Origin of the sequence: Streptomyces sp. NPDC092296 (assembly GCF_044755465.1) — a bacterium.
Taxonomy (GTDB): domain Bacteria; phylum Actinomycetota; class Actinomycetes; order Streptomycetales; family Streptomycetaceae; genus Peterkaempfera.
Genome location: NZ_JBIVRB010000009.1, coordinates 18336 through 34658 on the forward strand (window position 1 = coordinate 18336; position 16323 = coordinate 34658).

The 16323-nt window shown below is 74.8% G+C and carries 19 protein-coding genes; 7 read left to right on the forward strand and 12 right to left on the reverse strand.

What is annotated here, in order from left to right; genetic code table 11:
- Positions 1 to 6 precede the first annotated feature (6 nt).
- Entirely contained in the window at positions 7 to 600 is a 594-nt protein-coding gene (locus ACIQGZ_RS20105; protein ID WP_402603449.1) for a helix-turn-helix domain-containing protein, read from the reverse strand.
- 135 nt (positions 601 to 735) lie between these two features.
- Between ACIQGZ_RS20105 and ACIQGZ_RS20110 the strand changes: the two genes are divergently transcribed.
- Positions 736 to 1602: an EamA family transporter gene (locus ACIQGZ_RS20110; RefSeq protein ID WP_402603450.1), complete on the forward strand. Its 867-nt coding sequence runs from the start codon at positions 736 to 738 to the stop codon at positions 1600 to 1602.
- Between the two features lie 89 nt (positions 1603 to 1691).
- Here ACIQGZ_RS20110 and ACIQGZ_RS20115 read toward each other — a convergent pair whose 3' ends face one another.
- Both ACIQGZ_RS20115 and ACIQGZ_RS20120 read right to left on the reverse strand, forming a co-directional pair.
- On the reverse strand, positions 1692 to 2357 hold the full coding sequence (locus tag ACIQGZ_RS20115; protein WP_402603451.1) for a DedA family protein: 666 nt from the start codon (positions 2355 to 2357) through the stop codon (positions 1692 to 1694).
- Positions 2358 to 2527: 170 nt separating this feature from the next.
- Positions 2528 to 2737, reverse strand: a complete 210-nt coding sequence (locus ACIQGZ_RS20120; RefSeq protein WP_402603452.1) for a DUF1918 domain-containing protein — start codon at positions 2735 to 2737, stop codon at positions 2528 to 2530.
- Between the two features lie 192 nt (positions 2738 to 2929).
- Between ACIQGZ_RS20120 and ACIQGZ_RS20125 the strand changes: the two genes are divergently transcribed.
- Positions 2930 to 4162 carry a DUF5685 family protein gene (locus ACIQGZ_RS20125; RefSeq protein WP_402603453.1) on the forward strand — a complete coding sequence of 411 codons (1233 nt, stop codon included), beginning with the start codon at positions 2930 to 2932 and terminating at the stop codon, positions 4160 to 4162.
- Between the two features lie 461 nt (positions 4163 to 4623).
- Here ACIQGZ_RS20125 and ACIQGZ_RS20130 read toward each other — a convergent pair whose 3' ends face one another.
- The 5 genes from ACIQGZ_RS20130 to ACIQGZ_RS20150 all read right to left on the reverse strand — a co-directional run bounded on the left by ACIQGZ_RS20130 (position 4624) and on the right by ACIQGZ_RS20150 (position 10158).
- The gene (locus tag ACIQGZ_RS20130) at positions 4624 to 5487 is read right to left on the reverse strand and encodes a class I SAM-dependent methyltransferase (protein WP_402603455.1); all 864 of its coding nucleotides are present in this window, start codon (positions 5485 to 5487) and stop codon (positions 4624 to 4626) included.
- A gap of 88 nt (positions 5488 to 5575) precedes the next feature.
- The gene (locus ACIQGZ_RS20135; protein ID WP_402603457.1) at positions 5576 to 6448 is read right to left on the reverse strand and encodes a spermidine synthase; all 873 of its coding nucleotides are present in this window, start codon (positions 6446 to 6448) and stop codon (positions 5576 to 5578) included.
- 259 nt (positions 6449 to 6707) lie between these two features.
- On the reverse strand, positions 6708 to 7463 hold the full coding sequence (locus ACIQGZ_RS20140; protein ID WP_402603458.1) for a succinate dehydrogenase/fumarate reductase iron-sulfur subunit: 756 nt from the start codon (positions 7461 to 7463) through the stop codon (positions 6708 to 6710).
- On the reverse strand, positions 7460 to 9379 hold the full coding sequence (locus ACIQGZ_RS20145) for a fumarate reductase/succinate dehydrogenase flavoprotein subunit (protein WP_402603648.1): 1920 nt from the start codon (positions 9377 to 9379) through the stop codon (positions 7460 to 7462). The genes ACIQGZ_RS20140 and ACIQGZ_RS20145 overlap by 4 nt, the downstream gene beginning before the upstream one ends.
- A gap of 74 nt (positions 9380 to 9453) precedes the next feature.
- Positions 9454 to 10158, reverse strand: a complete 705-nt coding sequence (locus ACIQGZ_RS20150) for a succinate dehydrogenase cytochrome b subunit (RefSeq protein WP_402603459.1) — start codon at positions 10156 to 10158, stop codon at positions 9454 to 9456.
- Between the two features lie 84 nt (positions 10159 to 10242).
- On the opposite strand from ACIQGZ_RS20150, the gene ACIQGZ_RS20155 reads away from it, so the two are divergent.
- The 4 genes from ACIQGZ_RS20155 (at position 10243) to ACIQGZ_RS20170 (ending at position 13129) form a co-directional block, all read left to right on the forward strand.
- Complete coding sequence (locus tag ACIQGZ_RS20155) at positions 10243 to 11220, forward strand: LysR family transcriptional regulator (protein ID WP_402603460.1); 978 nt, start codon at positions 10243 to 10245, stop codon at positions 11218 to 11220.
- Between the two features lie 190 nt (positions 11221 to 11410).
- Entirely contained in the window at positions 11411 to 11875 is a 465-nt protein-coding gene (locus ACIQGZ_RS20160) for a DoxX family protein (RefSeq protein ID WP_402603462.1), read from the forward strand.
- A 94-nt stretch (positions 11876 to 11969) separates the two neighbouring features.
- Entirely contained in the window at positions 11970 to 12530 is a 561-nt protein-coding gene (locus ACIQGZ_RS20165; RefSeq protein ID WP_402603464.1) for a TetR/AcrR family transcriptional regulator, read from the forward strand.
- An 11-nt stretch (positions 12531 to 12541) separates the two neighbouring features.
- Positions 12542 to 13129, forward strand: a complete 588-nt coding sequence (locus tag ACIQGZ_RS20170; protein WP_402603465.1) for a DUF4865 family protein — start codon at positions 12542 to 12544, stop codon at positions 13127 to 13129.
- A 171-nt stretch (positions 13130 to 13300) separates the two neighbouring features.
- Here the strand turns inward: ACIQGZ_RS20170 and ACIQGZ_RS20175 are convergent, their stop codons facing one another.
- Together ACIQGZ_RS20175 and ACIQGZ_RS20180 are read right to left on the reverse strand one after the other, a co-directional pair.
- Positions 13301 to 13657, reverse strand: coding sequence for a DoxX family protein (locus ACIQGZ_RS20175; RefSeq protein WP_402603467.1), 357 nt, complete (start codon positions 13655 to 13657; stop codon positions 13301 to 13303).
- A gap of 241 nt (positions 13658 to 13898) precedes the next feature.
- Positions 13899 to 14135, reverse strand: coding sequence for a hypothetical protein (locus ACIQGZ_RS20180; protein ID WP_402603469.1), 237 nt, complete (start codon positions 14133 to 14135; stop codon positions 13899 to 13901).
- Positions 14136 to 14577: 442 nt separating this feature from the next.
- Here ACIQGZ_RS20180 and ACIQGZ_RS20185 point away from each other — a divergent pair, with 442 nt between their 5' ends.
- Positions 14578 to 14841 carry a metal-sensitive transcriptional regulator gene (locus ACIQGZ_RS20185; protein ID WP_402603471.1) on the forward strand — a complete coding sequence of 88 codons (264 nt, stop codon included), beginning with the start codon at positions 14578 to 14580 and terminating at the stop codon, positions 14839 to 14841.
- A 45-nt stretch (positions 14842 to 14886) separates the two neighbouring features.
- On the opposite strand, the gene ACIQGZ_RS20190 is transcribed toward ACIQGZ_RS20185, so the two are convergent.
- Complete coding sequence (locus ACIQGZ_RS20190) at positions 14887 to 15537, reverse strand: hypothetical protein (RefSeq protein WP_402603472.1); 651 nt, start codon at positions 15535 to 15537, stop codon at positions 14887 to 14889.
- 94 nt (positions 15538 to 15631) lie between these two features.
- Positions 15632 to 16189 carry a rhodanese-like domain-containing protein gene (locus ACIQGZ_RS20195; protein ID WP_402603474.1) on the reverse strand — a complete coding sequence of 186 codons (558 nt, stop codon included), beginning with the start codon at positions 16187 to 16189 and terminating at the stop codon, positions 15632 to 15634.
- Positions 16190 to 16323 lie beyond the last annotated feature (134 nt).

Here is a 16323-nt window from a genome sequence, read left to right on the forward strand (position 1 = left end):
CGGGTTTCAGCGCGGGTCACCGGGGACGGGCGGGACGGAGACGACCATGGTGAGGCGCAGCGGCCGGTCGGCGGTGTTGCGGTAGCCGTGCGGCAGGGCGGCGTCGAAGGAGGCCGTGGTGCCGGTCGGCACGGTGTGGTCCTGGCCGTCGACGGTGAGGGTCAGCTCGCCCTCGTCGACCCGGACCAGTTCTACCGTGCCGGGTGGGTGCCGGTCGGAGGCGTAGCCCTCCCCCGGCTCGATCCGCCAGGACCACAGCTCCAGCGGTCCCGGCGCCTCGACCCCGGCCAGCAGGGTGCCGGTGCTGCCCGCCGGGGTGGTCCACAGCTGCACCGCCTGCTCGGCCGGGACCAGCCGTACCGCCGTGCCCTCCGCGTAGTCCAGCAGCCGGGCGATGGACACCCCGAGGGCGTCGGCGAGCCGGACGACGGTGCCGACGCTGGGGTTGGTGCGGGCCTGTTCGATCTGCACGATCATGCCTCGGCTGACGCCGGAGCGGGCCGCGAGCGCGTCCAGGGTGTGGCCCCGGTCGGCGCGCAGCCGTTTCAGGTTGCGGGCGAGCGCCTGTGAGACGAAGTCGGTATCGGGCACGCCTGACATCCCCCTGGTCCAATAAAGTGGCTCGTGCAGTGCAGCACAGTGCACTAATCTTGCGCTGTACTCAGCGTCCATCCAACCGCACCGCCCCACCGCACTGCGAGGTAGCACCGTGCCGATCCACTCCCCGGCCACCCCGTGACCGCCCTGTTCGCGCTGCTGGCCAGCCTGCTGTGGGGTGCGGCCGACTTCGGCGGCGGTCTGCTCACCCGGCGGCTGCCCGCGCTGGTCGTGGTGGTCGTCTCGCAGGTGGTGGCCGCCGTGCTGCTGCTGGTGGCGGTGGTGGCCACCGGGGCGCTGGGCGACGCCGGGCCGCAGCTGCTGTACGCGGCGGGGGCCGGGCTGATCGGCCCGCTGGCGATGTTCTGCTTCTACCGCGCGCTGGCCATCGGCCCGATGGGCGTGGTCTCGCCGCTGGCCACCGTGGGCGTCGCCGTGCCGGTCGGGGCCGGGCTGCTGCTGGGCGAACGGCCGGGCGTCGTGCAGGCCGCCGGGATCGCCGTGGCGCTGGCCGGGGTGGTGCTGGCGGGCGGCCCGGAGTTCCGGGGCGCCGCCGTGGCGCGCCGCGCGGTGACGCTGACCCTGGTGGCGGCGTTCGGCTTCGGCGCGGTGATGGCGCTGATCGCCCACGCCTCGCCGCACGGCGGCCTGCTGCTGGCGCTCTGCGTCCAGCGGCTGTGCAATGTCGCGGTCGGCGGCGGGGCGCTGCTGCTCGCCGCCCGCCGGGACCCGGCCGCCGCGCTGCCCGCCGAGGGGCTGTGGCCGGGCGTGCGGCCCCGGCTGGCGGCGCTGGGCGTGGTGGGCGTGGCGGATGTCACCGCCAACGGCGCGTACGCGCTGGCCGCGCGCGGCGGGTCGGTGTCGGTGGCGGCGGTGCTGGCGTCGCTGTACCCGGTGGCCACCGCGCTGCTGGCCAGGGGCGTGCTCGGGGAGCGGCTGCGCCCGGTGCAGGCGGTGGGGGCCGGGCTGGCGCTGGTCGGCACGGTGCTGCTGGCCGCCGGCTGACCGTCCGGACGCCGCTGACCGTCCGGACGCCGCAGGCCCGCGCCGCCGGGGGCGGAGCGGGCCTGCGGGGGGCTTTGCGGGGTCGTCGTTCAGTCGGCGGGGGTGGCCACCGGCTTCTCGGCGGGCTCGCCGGTCGGCTCCTCCGAGGCGGCGGCAGCCATGCGGCCGGCCCGCCGCTTCATCAGCAGGAACGATCCGGCACCCAGGCAGACCGCCAGCACCAACCCCAGGTAGGAGAACCGCTTGAGCCAGTCCTCCGCCACCACGCCCAGGTAGTAGACGCCCGCCGTGGTGCCGCCCGCCCAGATGGCGCCGCCCAGCACATTGGCGGTCAGGAACTTCCAGTACGGCATGCGCAGCGCGCCCGCCAGCGGACCGGCGAAGATCCGCAGCAGCGCGACGAAGCGGCCGAAGAAGACCGCCCACATGCCCCACTTCTGGAACGACCGCTCGGCGGAGGCCAGATGCTCGGGGCCGAAGTGCTTGGGGAAGCGCCTGCCCATCCGTTCGAAGAGCGGCTTGCCGCCCTTGCGGCCGATCGCATAGCCGATGGAGTCGCCGATGATGGCACCCGCCGTGGCGCACACCCCCACCAGCAGCGGGTCGACCGTGCCGTGGGACGCCAGCAGCGCCGCACTGACCAGGGCGACCTCACCGGGCAGCGGAATGCCCAGGCTCTCCACCCCGATGATCAGCCCTACCAGTGCGTAGACCGCCCCCGGGGGGACGCTCTCGATCCACGCGTCGATGTGCAACGCCGCTACCTCCGTGGCGGTGGGTGACTGCTGCCTGCCGCCGCGAGCCTATCCCGGGCGCTGCCCCCGGCGGCGGGTCAGGCCGACGGCCGTCCGCCACGGGGCTCCCCTCCACCCTCGCACGTCCGCGCCCGCCCCGGGCGGGACGGGCGTGGCGGCGGCGCTCCGGGTCAGCGGGCGCCCGGTCCCGTCTGGGTCGCCAGGTGCTGTACGACGCAGTCGGGACCCGGGAAGATCAGCGCCTCGTGCCCGTCGTCGAAACGCACCCGGTACGGCGGGGAACCGCCCTGGCCGAGAACCTCTGTGATCCGGCCCGTCCTGTCCTGGGCACCGACCGTGCGGCCGTGGATGTGCACCATGTCTCCGATGGCGGCGTTCATGTCAGGCCCTCCTCTCACCGTGATGCCTCTCCTTCGTTGGTATCAGGCATGGGCCGCCCTGTCACCCGCTGACCGCGGCCGCCGGGCCGGCCGGGCGTGCGGAGGGGCCCCGCCGACGGCCCGGCCCGCGCCGCTCCTATCCTGATCAGCGCGTCGGCGCGGCCGGCGAGCCACCGGGTTCTAGGGGGGACCGTGTTCGGAATCATCCGGCCATGCAGACATCGGCTGTCCGAGCGACTGCGCACCGCGTGGACCGCACATCTGTGCGGCCTGTGCCTGGCGCTCCGCGACGACCACGGGCAGCTCGCCCGGACCGCCACCAACTACGACGGGCTGATCATCTCGGTGCTGGTCGAGGCGCAGTCCGCGCCCGGCGGCCCCGCCGGGCGGCGTACCGCCGGACCGTGCCCGCTGCGCGGGATGCGCACCGCCGAGGTGGCGCGCGGCGAGGGGGCCAGGCTGGCGGCGGCGGTCTCGCTGGCGCTGGCGGCGGCCAAGGTCCGCGACCATGTGGAGGACGGCGACGGGGCCTTCGCCCGGCGGCCGGTGGCCGCCGGGGCGCGGGCCGTCGCCGGGCGCTGGGGGCGGCAGAGCGCGGGCGGCGGCGCCGGGGTGGGGTTCGACACCGGCGTACTGCTGGACGCGGTCGCCCGGCAGGGCGAGCTGGAGCGGGCGGCCGGGCCCGGCACCTCGGTCCTGCTGGTCACCGAGCCGACCGAGACCGCGACCGCCGCCGCCTTCGCCCACACGGCGGTGCTCGCCGGGCGGCCGGGCAACGGCCCGGCGCTGGCGGAGGCGGGCCGGCTCTTCGGCCGGCTGGCCCATCTGCTGGACGCGGCCGAGGACCTGCGCGAGGACGCCGAGCGCGGCGCCTGGAACCCGCTCACCGCCACCGGTACCGACCTGGACGAGGCGCACCGGCTCTGCCGGGACGCGGTGCACGGCATCCGGCTGGCGCTGCGCGAGGTGGAGTTCAGCGAGCCGGCGCTGGCCCACCGGCTGCTGGCCCATGAGACGGGCAGCGCGGTGGCCCGGGTGTTCGGCGGCCCCGGCCACGGCCGCGCCACCGGCGACCACGGCCCGCAGCAGACGCCGCCGCAGGCGCCCGACACCCCGGACGAGGGCGCGCCGCCCGGCTGGGTGCCGCAGGGCCCAGGCTTCGGCCCGCCGCCGGGCGGCCGTCCGCCGGCCCACCGCAACCTGCTGGCCGGGTGCGCGGTGTGGGCGATGATGGCCTGCACCTGCCAGCTGTGCTGCCGCGAGCAGTACCCGGACCCCTGGACGGGGCGCACCCGGCACGGCGCCTGCCACTACACGGACTGCGACTGCTGCTCCAGCTGTGCCGACTGCGGGTGCGACGGGTGTGATTGCTGCGACGGGTGTGACTGCTGCGATGGCTGCGACTGCTGCGACTGCGGGAGCTGATGACAGCGGTCGGCGGCCGCCGCCACGACCCGGCGGGGCACAGCCGCGTACCCGAGACACCGCGACCGGGTACGTACCCGCCGGAACCCGCCGTCATGGCCACGGCGGGGCCGTCCGCGCCGTGCCCAGGGCCGAGCACCTGGCCGTGACCGCCGGGCCGACCGCCGCAGCGGCGAGACCCGGCCGGCCCCGGGAGATCACCACCGGGCAGGGCCGGCCCGGTGCAGAGCGCGGCGGTGGCGCTGGGGAGGACGAACTGCACGAGCAGCGGCCGCCCGCTGCCCAGCCGTTGGAGTGCCGGCGCGGAGCCGCGGCCCGGCGCGCGACGGCCGGGGCAGGACGGCGGGGATCGCGGCTCCGGCGCGGGCGGGCCGTCCGGCCACGCCCTCGTGCGCCGCCCCGGGTGCGCCGACCAGGCAGGCGATCATCCTGTGACTGCCGGTCACCGGCACGGGCGACCGTCAGCGGCAGTCGTCCGGGGCGAAGTCGAGGTGGACCACCGACGGCCGCTTGGCGCGCAGCACCGGTACGCGTGCCACGTACGACAGCAGCGCGGCGGCCGGCCCGGCGCCGCGCGGCGGCAGGACGTCGCGCACCCCGACGACGGCGGGGTGCGCGGTGCGCAGCCGCTGCTGCTCGGAGGCGTCCATGCCCCAGGGCATCGGCGGCGCCTGGAAGCCGCCGGTGCGCAGCTTCCCCTGGACGGCCAGCCGGCTGAACCAGCGCGGTACGGCGTCGAAGACCAGCCCGCCGCCGGGGAAGTGCTCGGCGCAGCCGGCGATCAGGTCCCGTACCTCGCCGGGGCGCAGATACATCAGCAGCCCCTGCGCGGTGACCAGCACGCCGTGGCCGGCGTCCACCTCGCGCATCCAGCGGTCGTCGGTGGCGGAGCAGGCCAGCAGCCGCTGCCGGGGGCCGGGCGGCAGCAGCTTCCGGCGCAGGGCCACCGAGTCCGGCAGGTCGACGGTGAGCCACTGGGCGCGGCCGTTGTCGATCCGCCAGAACTGGGTCTCCAGGCCCTCGCCCAGGCAGACCACGGTGCCGCGCGGGTGGCGGAGCAGGAAGTCGGCCACCTCCCGGTCGAAGCTGAGCACCCGCTGCGCCTGGAACCGCGCCTGGAACCGGACGGCCGCCGCCGAGGGCGCGCCGAAGCGCTCCGCGAAGGGGTAGTCCAGGGTGTCGACCAGCCGGATCGCCATCGGGTCGGTCAGCAGGGCGTCCGGCCGCCGGGCCTCCACCGCGCGGTGGTAGAGCGTCCAGAGCGCGGTCTGCGGCACCGGGGCGAGCGCGGTGGCTCCGGCGGCGGGCTGGTCGTCGGCGGTCATCGGCGCCCCTCTCCCTGCGGCCGGTCCGGCGGTGCGGTCCTGTCCGCCATTCTGGCACCGGGCCCGGCGCGGCGCCGCCGGGGCGGGATCAGGAGAGGGTGAAGGCGCCGTCCGGTGGGGGCGGCGAGGGCCGGGCCGCGCTGTCGTCCACCGGTTCGGCGGCGCCGATCAGGCGGTCCAGGGCCTCCCCGGCCACCACCCGGGCCGGGAAGGGGTCGGCGGCCAGCCGCCGGGCCAGCTCCCGGACCGGTACGGGGCGCCGCGAGCCGACCAGCACCACATTGCCGAAGCGGCGGCCGTGCAGCACCTGGGGCTCGGCGAGCAGGCAGACCTCGGGGAGCACCGCCCGTACGGTGGCGGCCTGGCCCCGGGCGAAGTCCAGCGGCGGGCCGTCGGCCAGGTTGGCGGCGTAGACGCCGCCGGGGCGCAGCACCCGGGCGGCCTCGCGGACGAACTCCACGGTGGTGAGGCGGGCCGGGACCCGGGAGCCGCCGAAGACGTCCGCGAGCACCAGGTCGGCCGAGCCGTCCGGCGCTTCGGCCAGTGCGGTCCGGGCATCGCCCACCGCGACCTCGATCCGTACGCCGGGCCCCTGCCAGGGCAGCTGCTCGGCCACCAGCTCGACCAGCGGGCCGTCTATCTCCACCACCCGCTGCCGGGAGCCGGGGCGGGTGGCGGCGGTGTAGCGGGGCAGGGTGAGGGCGCCGCCGCCCAGGTGCAGCACGTCCAGCGGGCGGCCGGGCTCGGCGGCGGCGTCCACGACATGGCCGAGCCGGCGGGCGTACTCGAACTCCAGGTGCCCGGGGTCGTCCAGGTCGACGTACGACTGCGGGGTGCCGTCCAGGGTCAGCAGCCAGGCGCGGGGGCGGTCGACATCGGGCAGCAGCCGCGCGATGCCGAGGGCGACGGCCCGGTGCACCGGCACCGGCTCGTCAAGGGGTTCTTCCGGTTCGGCCACCATCCCCCCATTGTCGACCACCGGCCCCCACCCCGAACACACGCCCGCCCATCCAGGGGCGCGAGCAACCGCGCGAACAACCACCCACCCCGGCGAACGCCGAACCCCCCGGCACCCCCCACCGCCGGTGGCACCCGACCCACCCACCCCCATAATCGGCTTGTCCACCCACTACCGGCCCAGCGAGGAGATCCGGAAGGCCCGGCTGGCGGGCTGAGCCGCCCCCCGGTCCGGCTCAGCCCGCGCGGCACGGGCGGGCGGGTCAGACCCGCCCGGGGGCGCCCTTGCGCAGCGCGCGCAGGTACTCGCGGTTCATGGCGGCGATGGACGGCAGCGGGATGCCCTTGGGGCAGGCGGTGGCGCACTCGCCGGTGTTGGTGCAGCCGCCGAAGCCCTCCTCGTCCATGGCCCCGACCATGCCCAGCACCCGCGTCTCACGCTCGGCGGCGCCCTGCGGCAGCACATTGAGGTGGACGACCTTGGCGGAGGTGAAGAGCATCGCGGAGCCGTTGGGGCAGGCGGCGACGCAGGCGCCGCAGCCGATGCACTCGGCGTGCTCGAAGGCGGTGTCGGCGGCCTGCTTGGGTACGGGGGTGGCGTGCGCCTCGGGGGCGGAGCCGGTGGGGGCGGTGATGTAGCCGCCGGCGCCGATGATCCGGTCGAGGGCGGAGCGGTCGACCACCAGGTCCTTGACCACCGGGAACGCGGCGGCCCGCCACGGCTCGACGTCGATGGTGTCGCCGTCGCCGAAGTGCCGCATGTGCAGCTGGCAGGTGGTGGTCCGCTCGGGGCCGTGCGCCTGGCCGTTGATGACCATGCCGCAGGCGCCGCAGATGCCCTCGCGGCAGTCGTGGTCGAAGGCGACGGGTTCCTCGCCGCGCAGGATCAGCTCCTCGTTGAGGACGTCCAGCATCTCCAGGAAGGACATGTCGGGGCTGATCCCCTCGACCTGGTAGGTGGTCATGGCGCCGTCCTGCTCGGGCGAGCGCTGGCGCCAGATGCGCAGGGTGAGGTTCACGCGTAGCTCCGCTGGGTGGGGTGGACGTACTCGAAGGCCAGGGGTTCGCGGTGCAGCACCGGCGGGGCGCCGTCCGCGTACTCCCAGGCGGCGACGTACGCGAAGTGCTCGTCGTCGCGGCGGGCCTCGCCGTCGGGGGTCTGGGACTCCTCGCGGAAGTGGCCGCCGCAGGACTCGGTGCGGTGCAGCGCGTCCAGGCACATCAGCTCGGCCAGCTCGAAGTAGTCCGCGACCCGGTTGGCCTTCTCCAGGGTCTGGTTGAGTTCGGTGCCGCTGCCGGGCACCCTGACCCGCCGCCAGTACTCCGCGCGCAGTTCGGGGATGCGCGCCAGGGCCCGGCGCAGTCCGGCGTCGTTGCGGGCCATGCCGCACTCCTCCCAGAGCAGTGCGCCCAGCTCGCGGTGGAAGGACTCGGGGGTGCGGTCGCCGTCGGCGGTCAGCAGCCGGTGCAGGCGGTCCTCGGTGACGGTGACGGCCTCGGTGACGGCGGGGTGGTCGGGGGCGACGGTGTCGTGCGGGTGGCGGGCGAGGTAGTCACCGAGGGTGGCGGGCAGCACGAAGTACCCGTCGGCCAGGCCCTGCATCAGGGCGCTGGCGCCGAGCCGGTTGGCGCCGTGGTCGGAGAAGTTGGCCTCACCGATGGCGAACAGGCCGGGGACGGTGGTCATCAGGTCGTAGTCCACCCAGAGGCCGCCCATGGTGTAGTGGACGGCGGGGTAGATCCGCATCGGCCGGGAGTAGGGGTCCTCGGCGGTGATGCGCTCGTACATCTCGAAGAGGTTGCCGTACTTCTCCGCGACCTCGGCCCGGCCCATCCGCTCGATGGCGTCCGCGAAGTCCAGGTAGACGCCCTGGCCGCCGGGACCCACCCCCCGGCCCTGGTCGCAGACGTTCTTGGCGGCGCGGGAGGCGATGTCGCGGGGCACCAGGTTGCCGAAGGAGGGGTAGGTCCGCTCCAGGTAGTAGTCGCGCTCCTCCTCGGGGATCTGCTCCGGCGGCCGGGTGTCGCCCTTGGCGGCGGGCACCCAGATCCGGCCGTCGTTGCGCAGCGACTCGCTCATCAGGGTGAGCTTGGCCTGGTGGTCGCCGGAGCGCGGGATGCAGGTGGGGTGGATCTGGGTGTAGCAGGGGTTGCCGAAGTACGCGCCCCGGCGGTGGGCCCGCCAGATGGCGGTGGCGTTGGAGTTCTTGGCGTTGGTGGAGAGGTGGAAGACATTGCCGTAGCCGCCGGAGGCGAGCACCACGGCGTCGGCCAGGTGCACCGAGATCCGCCCGTCGACCAGGTCGCGGGCCACGATGCCGCGCGCCCGGCCGTCGACCACGATCAGGTCGAGCATCTCGGTGCGGGGGTGCATCTCCACCGCGCCGGCGTCGATCTGCCGGGAGAGCGCCTGGTACGCGCCGAGCAGCAGCTGCTGGCCGGTCTGGCCCCGGGCGTAGAAGGTCCGGGAGACCTGGACGCCGCCGAAGGAGCGGGTGTCCAGCAGGCCGCCGTACTCGCGGGCGAAGGGGACGCCCTGGGCGACGCACTGGTCGATGATCTGGACGGAGACCTGGGCCAGCCGGTGCACATTGGACTCGCGGGAGCGGAAGTCGCCGCCCTTGACGGTGTCGTAGAACAGGCGGTGCACCGAGTCGCCGTCGTTGCGGTAGTCCTTGGCGGCGTTGATGCCGCCCTGGGCGGCGATGGAGTGGGCCCGGCGGGGCGAGTCCTGGTAGCAGAACTGGACGACCCGGTAGCCCTGCTCCGCGAGGGTGGCTCCGGCGGCGCCGCCGGCCAGGCCGGTGCCGACCACGATGACGGTGTGCTTGCGGCGGTTGGCCGGGTTGACCAGCTTCGCTTCGAAGCGGCGGCGGTCCCAGCGCTCGTGGACGGGGCCGCCGGGGGCCTTGGTGTCCGCGATGGGGTCGCCCAGGGTGAAGGCGGCGTGCCCGGCGTGTTCGGCGTGCCCGGGGTCGGCGTCGGGGTTCGGGGAGGAGGGGTTCACGGTCAGTCCACCAGTCCGGTCAGCACGGCGACGGGTACCACGAGGAAGCCCACCGTCAGCAGCGCCGCCAGGGCGTTGGCGGTGGCCTTCAGGGCGCGGTCGCGGGTGCGGTTGTTGGCGCCCAGGGTCTGGGCGGCGCTCCAGAAGCCGTGCCGGATGTGCAGGCCGAGGGAGAGCATCGCGGCGATGTAGATCACGTCCACGTACCAGACCCGGAAGTCCGCGACGATGTTCTCGTACGGGTGTCCGGCCTGGCCGCGCGGGTTGAGGGTGCCGGTCGTCAGGTCGAGGATGTGCCACACGATGAAGAGGCCGAGGATCACCCCGCCCCAGCGCATGGTGCGGGTGGCGTAGCTCGCCCGGACGGGCGGGCGGTGCGCGTACCGCTGCGGGCGGGCCTTGAGGTCGCGCCGGCTGAGCTGGTACGCGGCGACGCCGTGCAGCACCACGCAGGCCACCAGGGCGAAGCGCTGGAGCCAGAGGTACCAGTTGCTGTGCAGCACCGGCTCACCGATGGTCCGCAGCCACGCCGCGTAGCCGTTGAAGTCGGTCGGGCCGAAGAAGACCTTGAGGTTGCCGATCATGTGGGCCACGAGGAAGAGCAGCATGAGCACGCCGGTGCCGGCCATGACCGTCTTCTTGCCGACGGTCGAGCCCCACAGGGTGCGGAGGGCGGACGGGTGCGCCGTCCGGGTCGCCAGAGCCATGACATATGACGTTACGGGGCGATGCGGTCACAGGTCCAAGACATGAAACGGCTCGTTTCGATAGGCGATGGCTATCGTGGTGCGATGCAGTTGCAGCAGCTCGCCTACTTCCTCGCCGTCACCGAGACCCGCCACTTCACCCGCGCCGCCGAGCGGGTGCATGTGGCGCAGCCGTCGCTCTCCCAGCAGATCAGGGCACTGGAACGGGAGTTGGGCGCCGAGCTGTTCAGCCGTGCCCGGGGCAACATCACGCTCACCGACGCCGGGGAGGCGCTGCTGCCGCTGGCCCGGCGCATGCTGGCCGACGCGGAGACCGCCCGCCATGAGGTGCAGGAGCTGGCCCGGCTGCGGCGCGGGCGGGTCCGGCTGGGGGCGACCCCCAGCCTCTGCACCGGCCTGCTGCCGGACGTGCTGCGCGCCTACCACCACCGCCACCCGGGCATCCGGCTGCTGGTGGAGGAGGGCGGCTCCCGGGACCTGGTGCGCCAGCTGGCGACCGGCAGCCTCGACCTGGCGCTGCTCATCCTGCCGCTGCAGAGCCATGACCCGGCGCTGGCCACCACCGAGCTGCTGCACGAGGACCTGGTGGTCGTCTCGGCCGCCGACGCGGAGCCGCCGGCCGGCGGGCAGCCGGTGCGGGTGGCGGATCTGGAGGGGCGGCCGCTGGTGATGTTCCGGCGCGGCTACGACCTGCGGGAGTTCACGGTGCACGCCTGCCGGACGGCGGGCTTCGAGCCGGTGTTCGCGGTGGAGGGCGGCGAGATGGACGCGGTGCTGGGCTTCGCACAGGCCGGGCTGGGGCTGGCGGTGGTCCCCAGCATGGTCGCGGAGCGGCGGCCCTTCGTACGGGTGACGCCGTTCGCCGGGGACGGGTTGCAGCGCACCATCGGGCTGGCCCACCGCAGGGATGTGGAGCCGCCCCGGGCCGCCCGTGAGCTGCGCCGGGTGCTGCTGGAGTACCTGGACCGGGCGGCCGCCGCCGGGGCGCTGCCGGCGGGCACCCGGCCGGCGCGCCCGGGGGCCGGCGGGGAGCGCACCGAGGGGGCGCACGACCGCGCATGACCAGCGCACAGCCGACGCGTGCGACGGGGCAAAAAAGGTTGAGTAGAAAACTTGACGAGCACAGGACAAAGCTGGCTTGATTGGGGGGAACTCAGACGCATCGGCCGATGCAGGTACATGCGGTGAGCGCGCTCACAAAGGGGTTGGCGCAATCTGCCGCGACCGCGATCCCCATTCCTGGAGCCTCCTGGTGAACACACCCCTGCCCGAGCGCTGGACCAGCATCGTCCTCGGGCTCTTCCGCATTGTCACCGCCTTACTCTTCGTCTGCCACGGCGCGTCGAGCCTCTTCGGCATCCTCAACCCCTACCAGCAGCCCGCCTTCCTGGCCTGGCCCGGCTGGTGGGCCGCGCTGATCCAGTTCGCCGGCGGCATCCTGGTCGGCCTCGGGGGGCTCACCCGGCCCGCCGCGCTGCTCTGCTCCGGGTCCATGGCCTATGCGTACTTCACGGTGCATCAGGAGCACGCGCTGTGGCCGATCCAGAACGGCGGTGAGGCGCCCGTGATGTTCTGCTGGGCCTTCCTGGTGATCGCCGCCGTGGGTCCGGGCGCCGCCGCGCTGGACGCCCTGCTGCTGCGCCGCAGCGCCACCACCGCCGCCGAGTCCGCCGCCCCGGCGGGCAGCGGCCGGGAGCCGGCCGCCCTCAGCGACTGATCTCCGCATCATGGGGCGCGGGCGCGTCGACCGCGCCTCCATGCAGGCGGGTACCGAGTGGCATGCTGTACCTACTGGTATGTACAGTCACGGCATGTCCACTTCCGAGCGGCTCATCGAGTCCACCCGGCAACTCCTGTGGGAACGCGGCTACGTCGGCACCAGCCCCAAGGCAATCCAGCAGCTCGCCGACGCCGGCCAGGGCAGCATGTACCACCACTTCAGCGGCAAGGCCGACCTGGCCCTCGCCGCCATCCGGCGCGACGTCGAGCAGCAGCGGGAGCTGGCGGAGGAGGTGCTCTCGGCGCCGGGCACGGCGCTGGAGCGGATCTCCGGCTATCTGCTGCGCGAGCGGGACGTACTGCGCGGCTGCCCCGTCGGGCGGCTGGCACAGGACCCCGACATCATCGCCAGCCCGGTCCTGCGGGAGCCGCTGGAGGAGACCTTCCACTGGCTGCGGAACCGGATCGCCCAGGTGCTGACCGAGGGCCGGCAGCGCGGTGAGTTCACCCGCGAGCCGGACCCCGCCGCGACGGCGGCCGTGATCGTCTCCGTGGTGCAGGGCGGCTATGTGCTGGCCCGCTCGGCGGACAGCACCGAACCGTTCGACCAGGCCGTCACCGGGGCGCTGGCCCTGCTCGCGGCGCACTGCTGAGGGGCGCGGCCATGGACGCGATGCAGTACGAGATCACCCTGCCCGCCGACTACGACATGGAGATCATCCGCCGTCGGGTGGCCGACCGGGGGCACCTGACGGACGACTTCGCCGGCCTCGGCCTCAAGGCGTACTGCGTGCGGGAGCGCGGCGTCGACGGCTCGCCGGTCAACCAGTACGCGCCCTGCTACCTGTGGGTCTCCACCGAGGGGATGAACCGCTTCCTGTGGGGCCGCGGGTTCGGCGGCCTGCGCGACGACTTCGGCCGACCGCCGGTCCAGCACTGGACGGGTCTGGGCTTCCGGCGCGGTCCGGCGTGGGGGTCGCTCCCCCGGGCCGCCACCCGCAACCTGACGCCCGTCCCGGCGGACGCCGACCCGGTGGCGGCGGTCGACCTGGCCCTGGCCGAGGCCGCCACCCGGGCGGGCGCCGCCGGAGTGCACTCCACCGCCGTGGCGATCGACACCCGGCGCTGGGAGCTGATGCGGTTCACCCTCTGGCAGGACGCCGCGCCGGACGACGCCCAGGGCACCCGCTACCGGGTGCTGCACCTGTCCGCGCCGCAGCTGTCCGAGCTGACCGTCGGGAGGCACTGGTGAGCGAGGTGACGGCGTCCGGCCCGGCGGCGTCCACCGAAGCCCGGCCGGACCGGGCCGGGCGGGGCGGCGGCTGCCGGACGTACTGACGGACGCCGAGCCCCAGGCGAGCACCCTGCCGGGGCTTGCCGATCGGCGGGTTCGGTGGCCCCTACCCCGCACGGCTCCCGCGGATCACCAGGCGCCGTGGTCGGCCAGGCCCAGCGCCAGGACGGCCGCCGCGGTGGCGAGGAAGACGATCCCGCCCACGATGTTGCGGGAGCCCACCCGCAGGTGGGCGATGATCGCGCCGATGAAGTACAGCACCAGGCCGACGGCGGCGAGGGTGCCCAGCAGCGGCACGGCGAGCCCGGCCAGCAGCCCCACGGTGCCCGCCGCCAGCAGCATGCCCAGCACCGGCACCCACCTCCGGGGCACGCCCTTCATGTCCGCCTGGGTCTTGGGGTATTCATGGCCGATCAGGTAGGTGACGGCGGCGGCACCGTTGAAGACCGCGCCGAGGATGGTGACCGTGACATAGGCGGCGAACACGATTGCTCCGTCTCTGTGGGGAACAGTGCGGGGCACCCCGCTGTGGGATGCCGTTCTCCTGGATGACAAGCCGGCCACTCGATTGGTGACATCGGCTGGCAGCCGGGTGCGCCAGTGGTCGCGACCGCCTGGTCGCCCTGCGCCGGGACGGGGTCCCCCTGCTCCGGGACGACCGCCTCGGTGCCGCGTCTGCGCGGCCCGGCGGGCTCGGATTCCGACCAGCCGTTCCAGCATGAACCGGTCATCCGAGGACGGCTCGATGGACAACGACTGGACCAGGGAGCGGCCCTCGGGAGGTGCGCCCGGATGGTGTCGGCCTCGGCGAATCACCGCCGGCGACCGGGCAGTCCATGAGCCGGTAGCCGCCGCCGAGTGAGATCCCGACGGCGTCTTCCCAGCCGTCCGAGCTCATCGCCTGCTCCACCGCGTGCTCCGGACCGCTGTCGTCCTCGGCCGCGTACCAGCGGACGAAGGTCATCCGGCGCGCGAGGTAGGTCACCGGCAGCGGCCCGGATCTGCGGCTGGTCGGCGAAGAGCGCCACCGCCCACCCGGCCCGGTCCGGGTCGCGTTCCACGCTCACCAGCCGGACCCCCTCCCGCGCGCCGGAGGCCAGCCAGGCCAGCCCGACACCGAGCCCGGTGCCGGTCTCACCGATCGGCGCCGGGGCGCCGGCGGCGCGGGCGTGCAGCAGGCGGCCCTGCTCGGGGCGGCAGGAGTGGGCGAAGCCGTGCCGCCGGGCGGCCCCTACCGCGCGCTCCACCAGCGGCGGCAGACCCCGGCTGTCCGCGTACGCGTCCGATCCTCCCCGTGACATGGCGTCATCCTGTCGCGTCCCCGTCCCCGTCCCCGGCGGAAGCCGTCGCACATACCCCCCGGGGTAGCATGGAACCTTCCCGGCCCGGACAGGAAGAGGCACCCGGTGAAGGTGGACGAAGAGGCGACGACCGCAGTCCTCAACCGGCTGCGGCGGGCACAGGGCCAGCTGGCGGGCGTGATCGCGATGATCGAGGCGGGCCGCGACTGCAAGGACGTGGTCACCCAGCTCGCGGCGGTCTCCCGGGCGCTGGACCGGGCCGGGTTCAAGATCCTGGCCAGCGGGATGCGGCAGTGCCTGGCGGCGGGCGCGGACGGGCCGCCGATGAGCGAGGAGGAGTTGGAGAAGCTCTTCCTCACCCTCGCCTGACCGCTCCGCCGCCCCCTCGGCGCCGCGCACCGGCCGGGCGGCGGCTCACCGAGGCGCAGCCCGCTGTCCCGCAGCCACCGGTCCGCGAGGGCGCGGTTCACACTGCGGGTGCCGAGGGAGAGGTAGACGTTGCAGCCGCCGGCTGGTCCACTCGCCGTTGCGGCAGAGCCGCACACCGCACGGCTTGGCGCCCGGCAGGCCGCGCGGCGGGGACTCCCACGCCACGCCCATGGTCAGCGGGCCGAGCACCGCGACCATGGCGTCCAGTTCGGCCTCGGTGCTGTCGTCCTCGTCCTCGGTGTCCTCATCCTCGGTGTCCTCGTCACCGAAGGGCGCGGTGGCGCCGAGCGAGAGGTGCGCGCCGTCCGGCAGCGGCCGGAGCGCGGCCGGCTCCGGCCGCAGTCGTACGTCCAGCAGCAGCCGGTAGTCGTCCGCCACCACCCGGTACGCGATGCCCTGCCCGTCCAGGGCGGCGAGCAGCGCCGCCTTCACCGCCGGGTTGCGGGACACCATGTGCTGGGCCCGGGGCAAGTGGGCGATGGCATGGGCGAGTTGGTCGGCGGTGGTCACCATGTCCGGCTGCGCCCGGGGCGCGCTGAGCTCGGGGCGGCCGTGGCTGCGCAGCAGGCCACGGGTCCGGGCGAGCGCGGCGGTGGGCAGCGGCTCGGACAGCCGGTAGGGGAGCGAACTGCTCATGGGCGTGGCTTCCCCCCGGGGCCGCTGGGCGCCGCCACCCCGCGATTCAAGCAGGCCGACCGGGACGGCCCACCACGGCGACGGGGCGGTACGCCTAACCCGCCAGTGCGCTACGCCAGTCGGTGGCCCCGGCCGGGGTCTGCCGGTTGTGCGGCAGCCGGGCGAGCAGCGCGGCCAGGCCGCAGGTGCCGGACAGCCCGGAGTAGACCAGTCCGGCGCCGATGCCCGCCGCGACCCAGCGGGCGCCGGGCCGTACCCGGTCCAGCAGCAGCGCCGTCAGCACGATGCCGCCCGCCGTGAACCGGACCTGGCGGTCCATCGCCCACACCTGCCGGGCGCCCGGTATCCGGTGCAGTTCGCGGCCGGCCGCCTGCCAGGCGCCGGTGCCGCCGGTCAGCGCGGCCGCCTCGACACCGGCCTCGGCCAGCAGGTCGCGGGCCCGCTCCGAGCGGACGCCGGAGGCGCACACCAGCAGCAGACCGCGCCGCTCGGCGGCGGCGCGCAGCGCCGGGACGGCGTCGGGCAGCTCGTCCAGCGGGATGTTGACCGCCGCCGGGAGGTGGCCTGCGGCGAACTCGGCGGGTGAGCGGACGTCCACGACGGTGAAGGCGTCGGGTGTCACCTGCTGCGCGGTCAGTTCGGTGCTGGGCATGGGGTGTCCTCGGGTTCGGTGGTTGCGGGGCGTCCCGGTGGGTTGCCGCACGGGGGTGGGCCGCAGTGCCGGATATACCCCTGCCGGTATTCCCCACCGTACAGGACGACACCCCCGGGGGTATCGCCGCCCGC

Coding starts and splice junctions, on each gene's coding strand:
- ACIQGZ_RS20105 (WP_402603449.1), bottom strand. CDS start 600: ATGTCAGGCGTGCCCGATACCGACTTCGTCTCACAGGCGCTCGCCCGC.
- ACIQGZ_RS20120 (WP_402603452.1), bottom strand. CDS start 2,737: ATGAACGCCGCCATCGGAGACATGGTGCACATCCACGGCCGCACGGTC.
- ACIQGZ_RS20130 (WP_402603455.1), bottom strand. CDS start 5,487: ATGACCGCCGACGACCAGCCCGCCGCCGGAGCCACCGCGCTCGCCCCG.
- ACIQGZ_RS20135 (WP_402603457.1), bottom strand. CDS start 6,448: ATGGTGGCCGAACCGGAAGAACCCCTTGACGAGCCGGTGCCGGTGCAC.
- ACIQGZ_RS20150 (WP_402603459.1), bottom strand. CDS start 10,158: ATGGCTCTGGCGACCCGGACGGCGCACCCGTCCGCCCTCCGCACCCTG.
- ACIQGZ_RS20155 (WP_402603460.1), top strand. CDS start 10,243: ATGCAGTTGCAGCAGCTCGCCTACTTCCTCGCCGTCACCGAGACCCGC.
- ACIQGZ_RS20165 (WP_402603464.1), top strand. CDS start 11,970: ATGTCCACTTCCGAGCGGCTCATCGAGTCCACCCGGCAACTCCTGTGG.
- ACIQGZ_RS20170 (WP_402603465.1), top strand. CDS start 12,542: ATGGACGCGATGCAGTACGAGATCACCCTGCCCGCCGACTACGACATG.
- ACIQGZ_RS20180 (WP_402603469.1), bottom strand. CDS start 14,135: ATGACCTTCGTCCGCTGGTACGCGGCCGAGGACGACAGCGGTCCGGAG.
- ACIQGZ_RS20190 (WP_402603472.1), bottom strand. CDS start 15,537: ATGAGCAGTTCGCTCCCCTACCGGCTGTCCGAGCCGCTGCCCACCGCC.
- ACIQGZ_RS20195 (WP_402603474.1), bottom strand. CDS start 16,189: ATGCCCAGCACCGAACTGACCGCGCAGCAGGTGACACCCGACGCCTTC.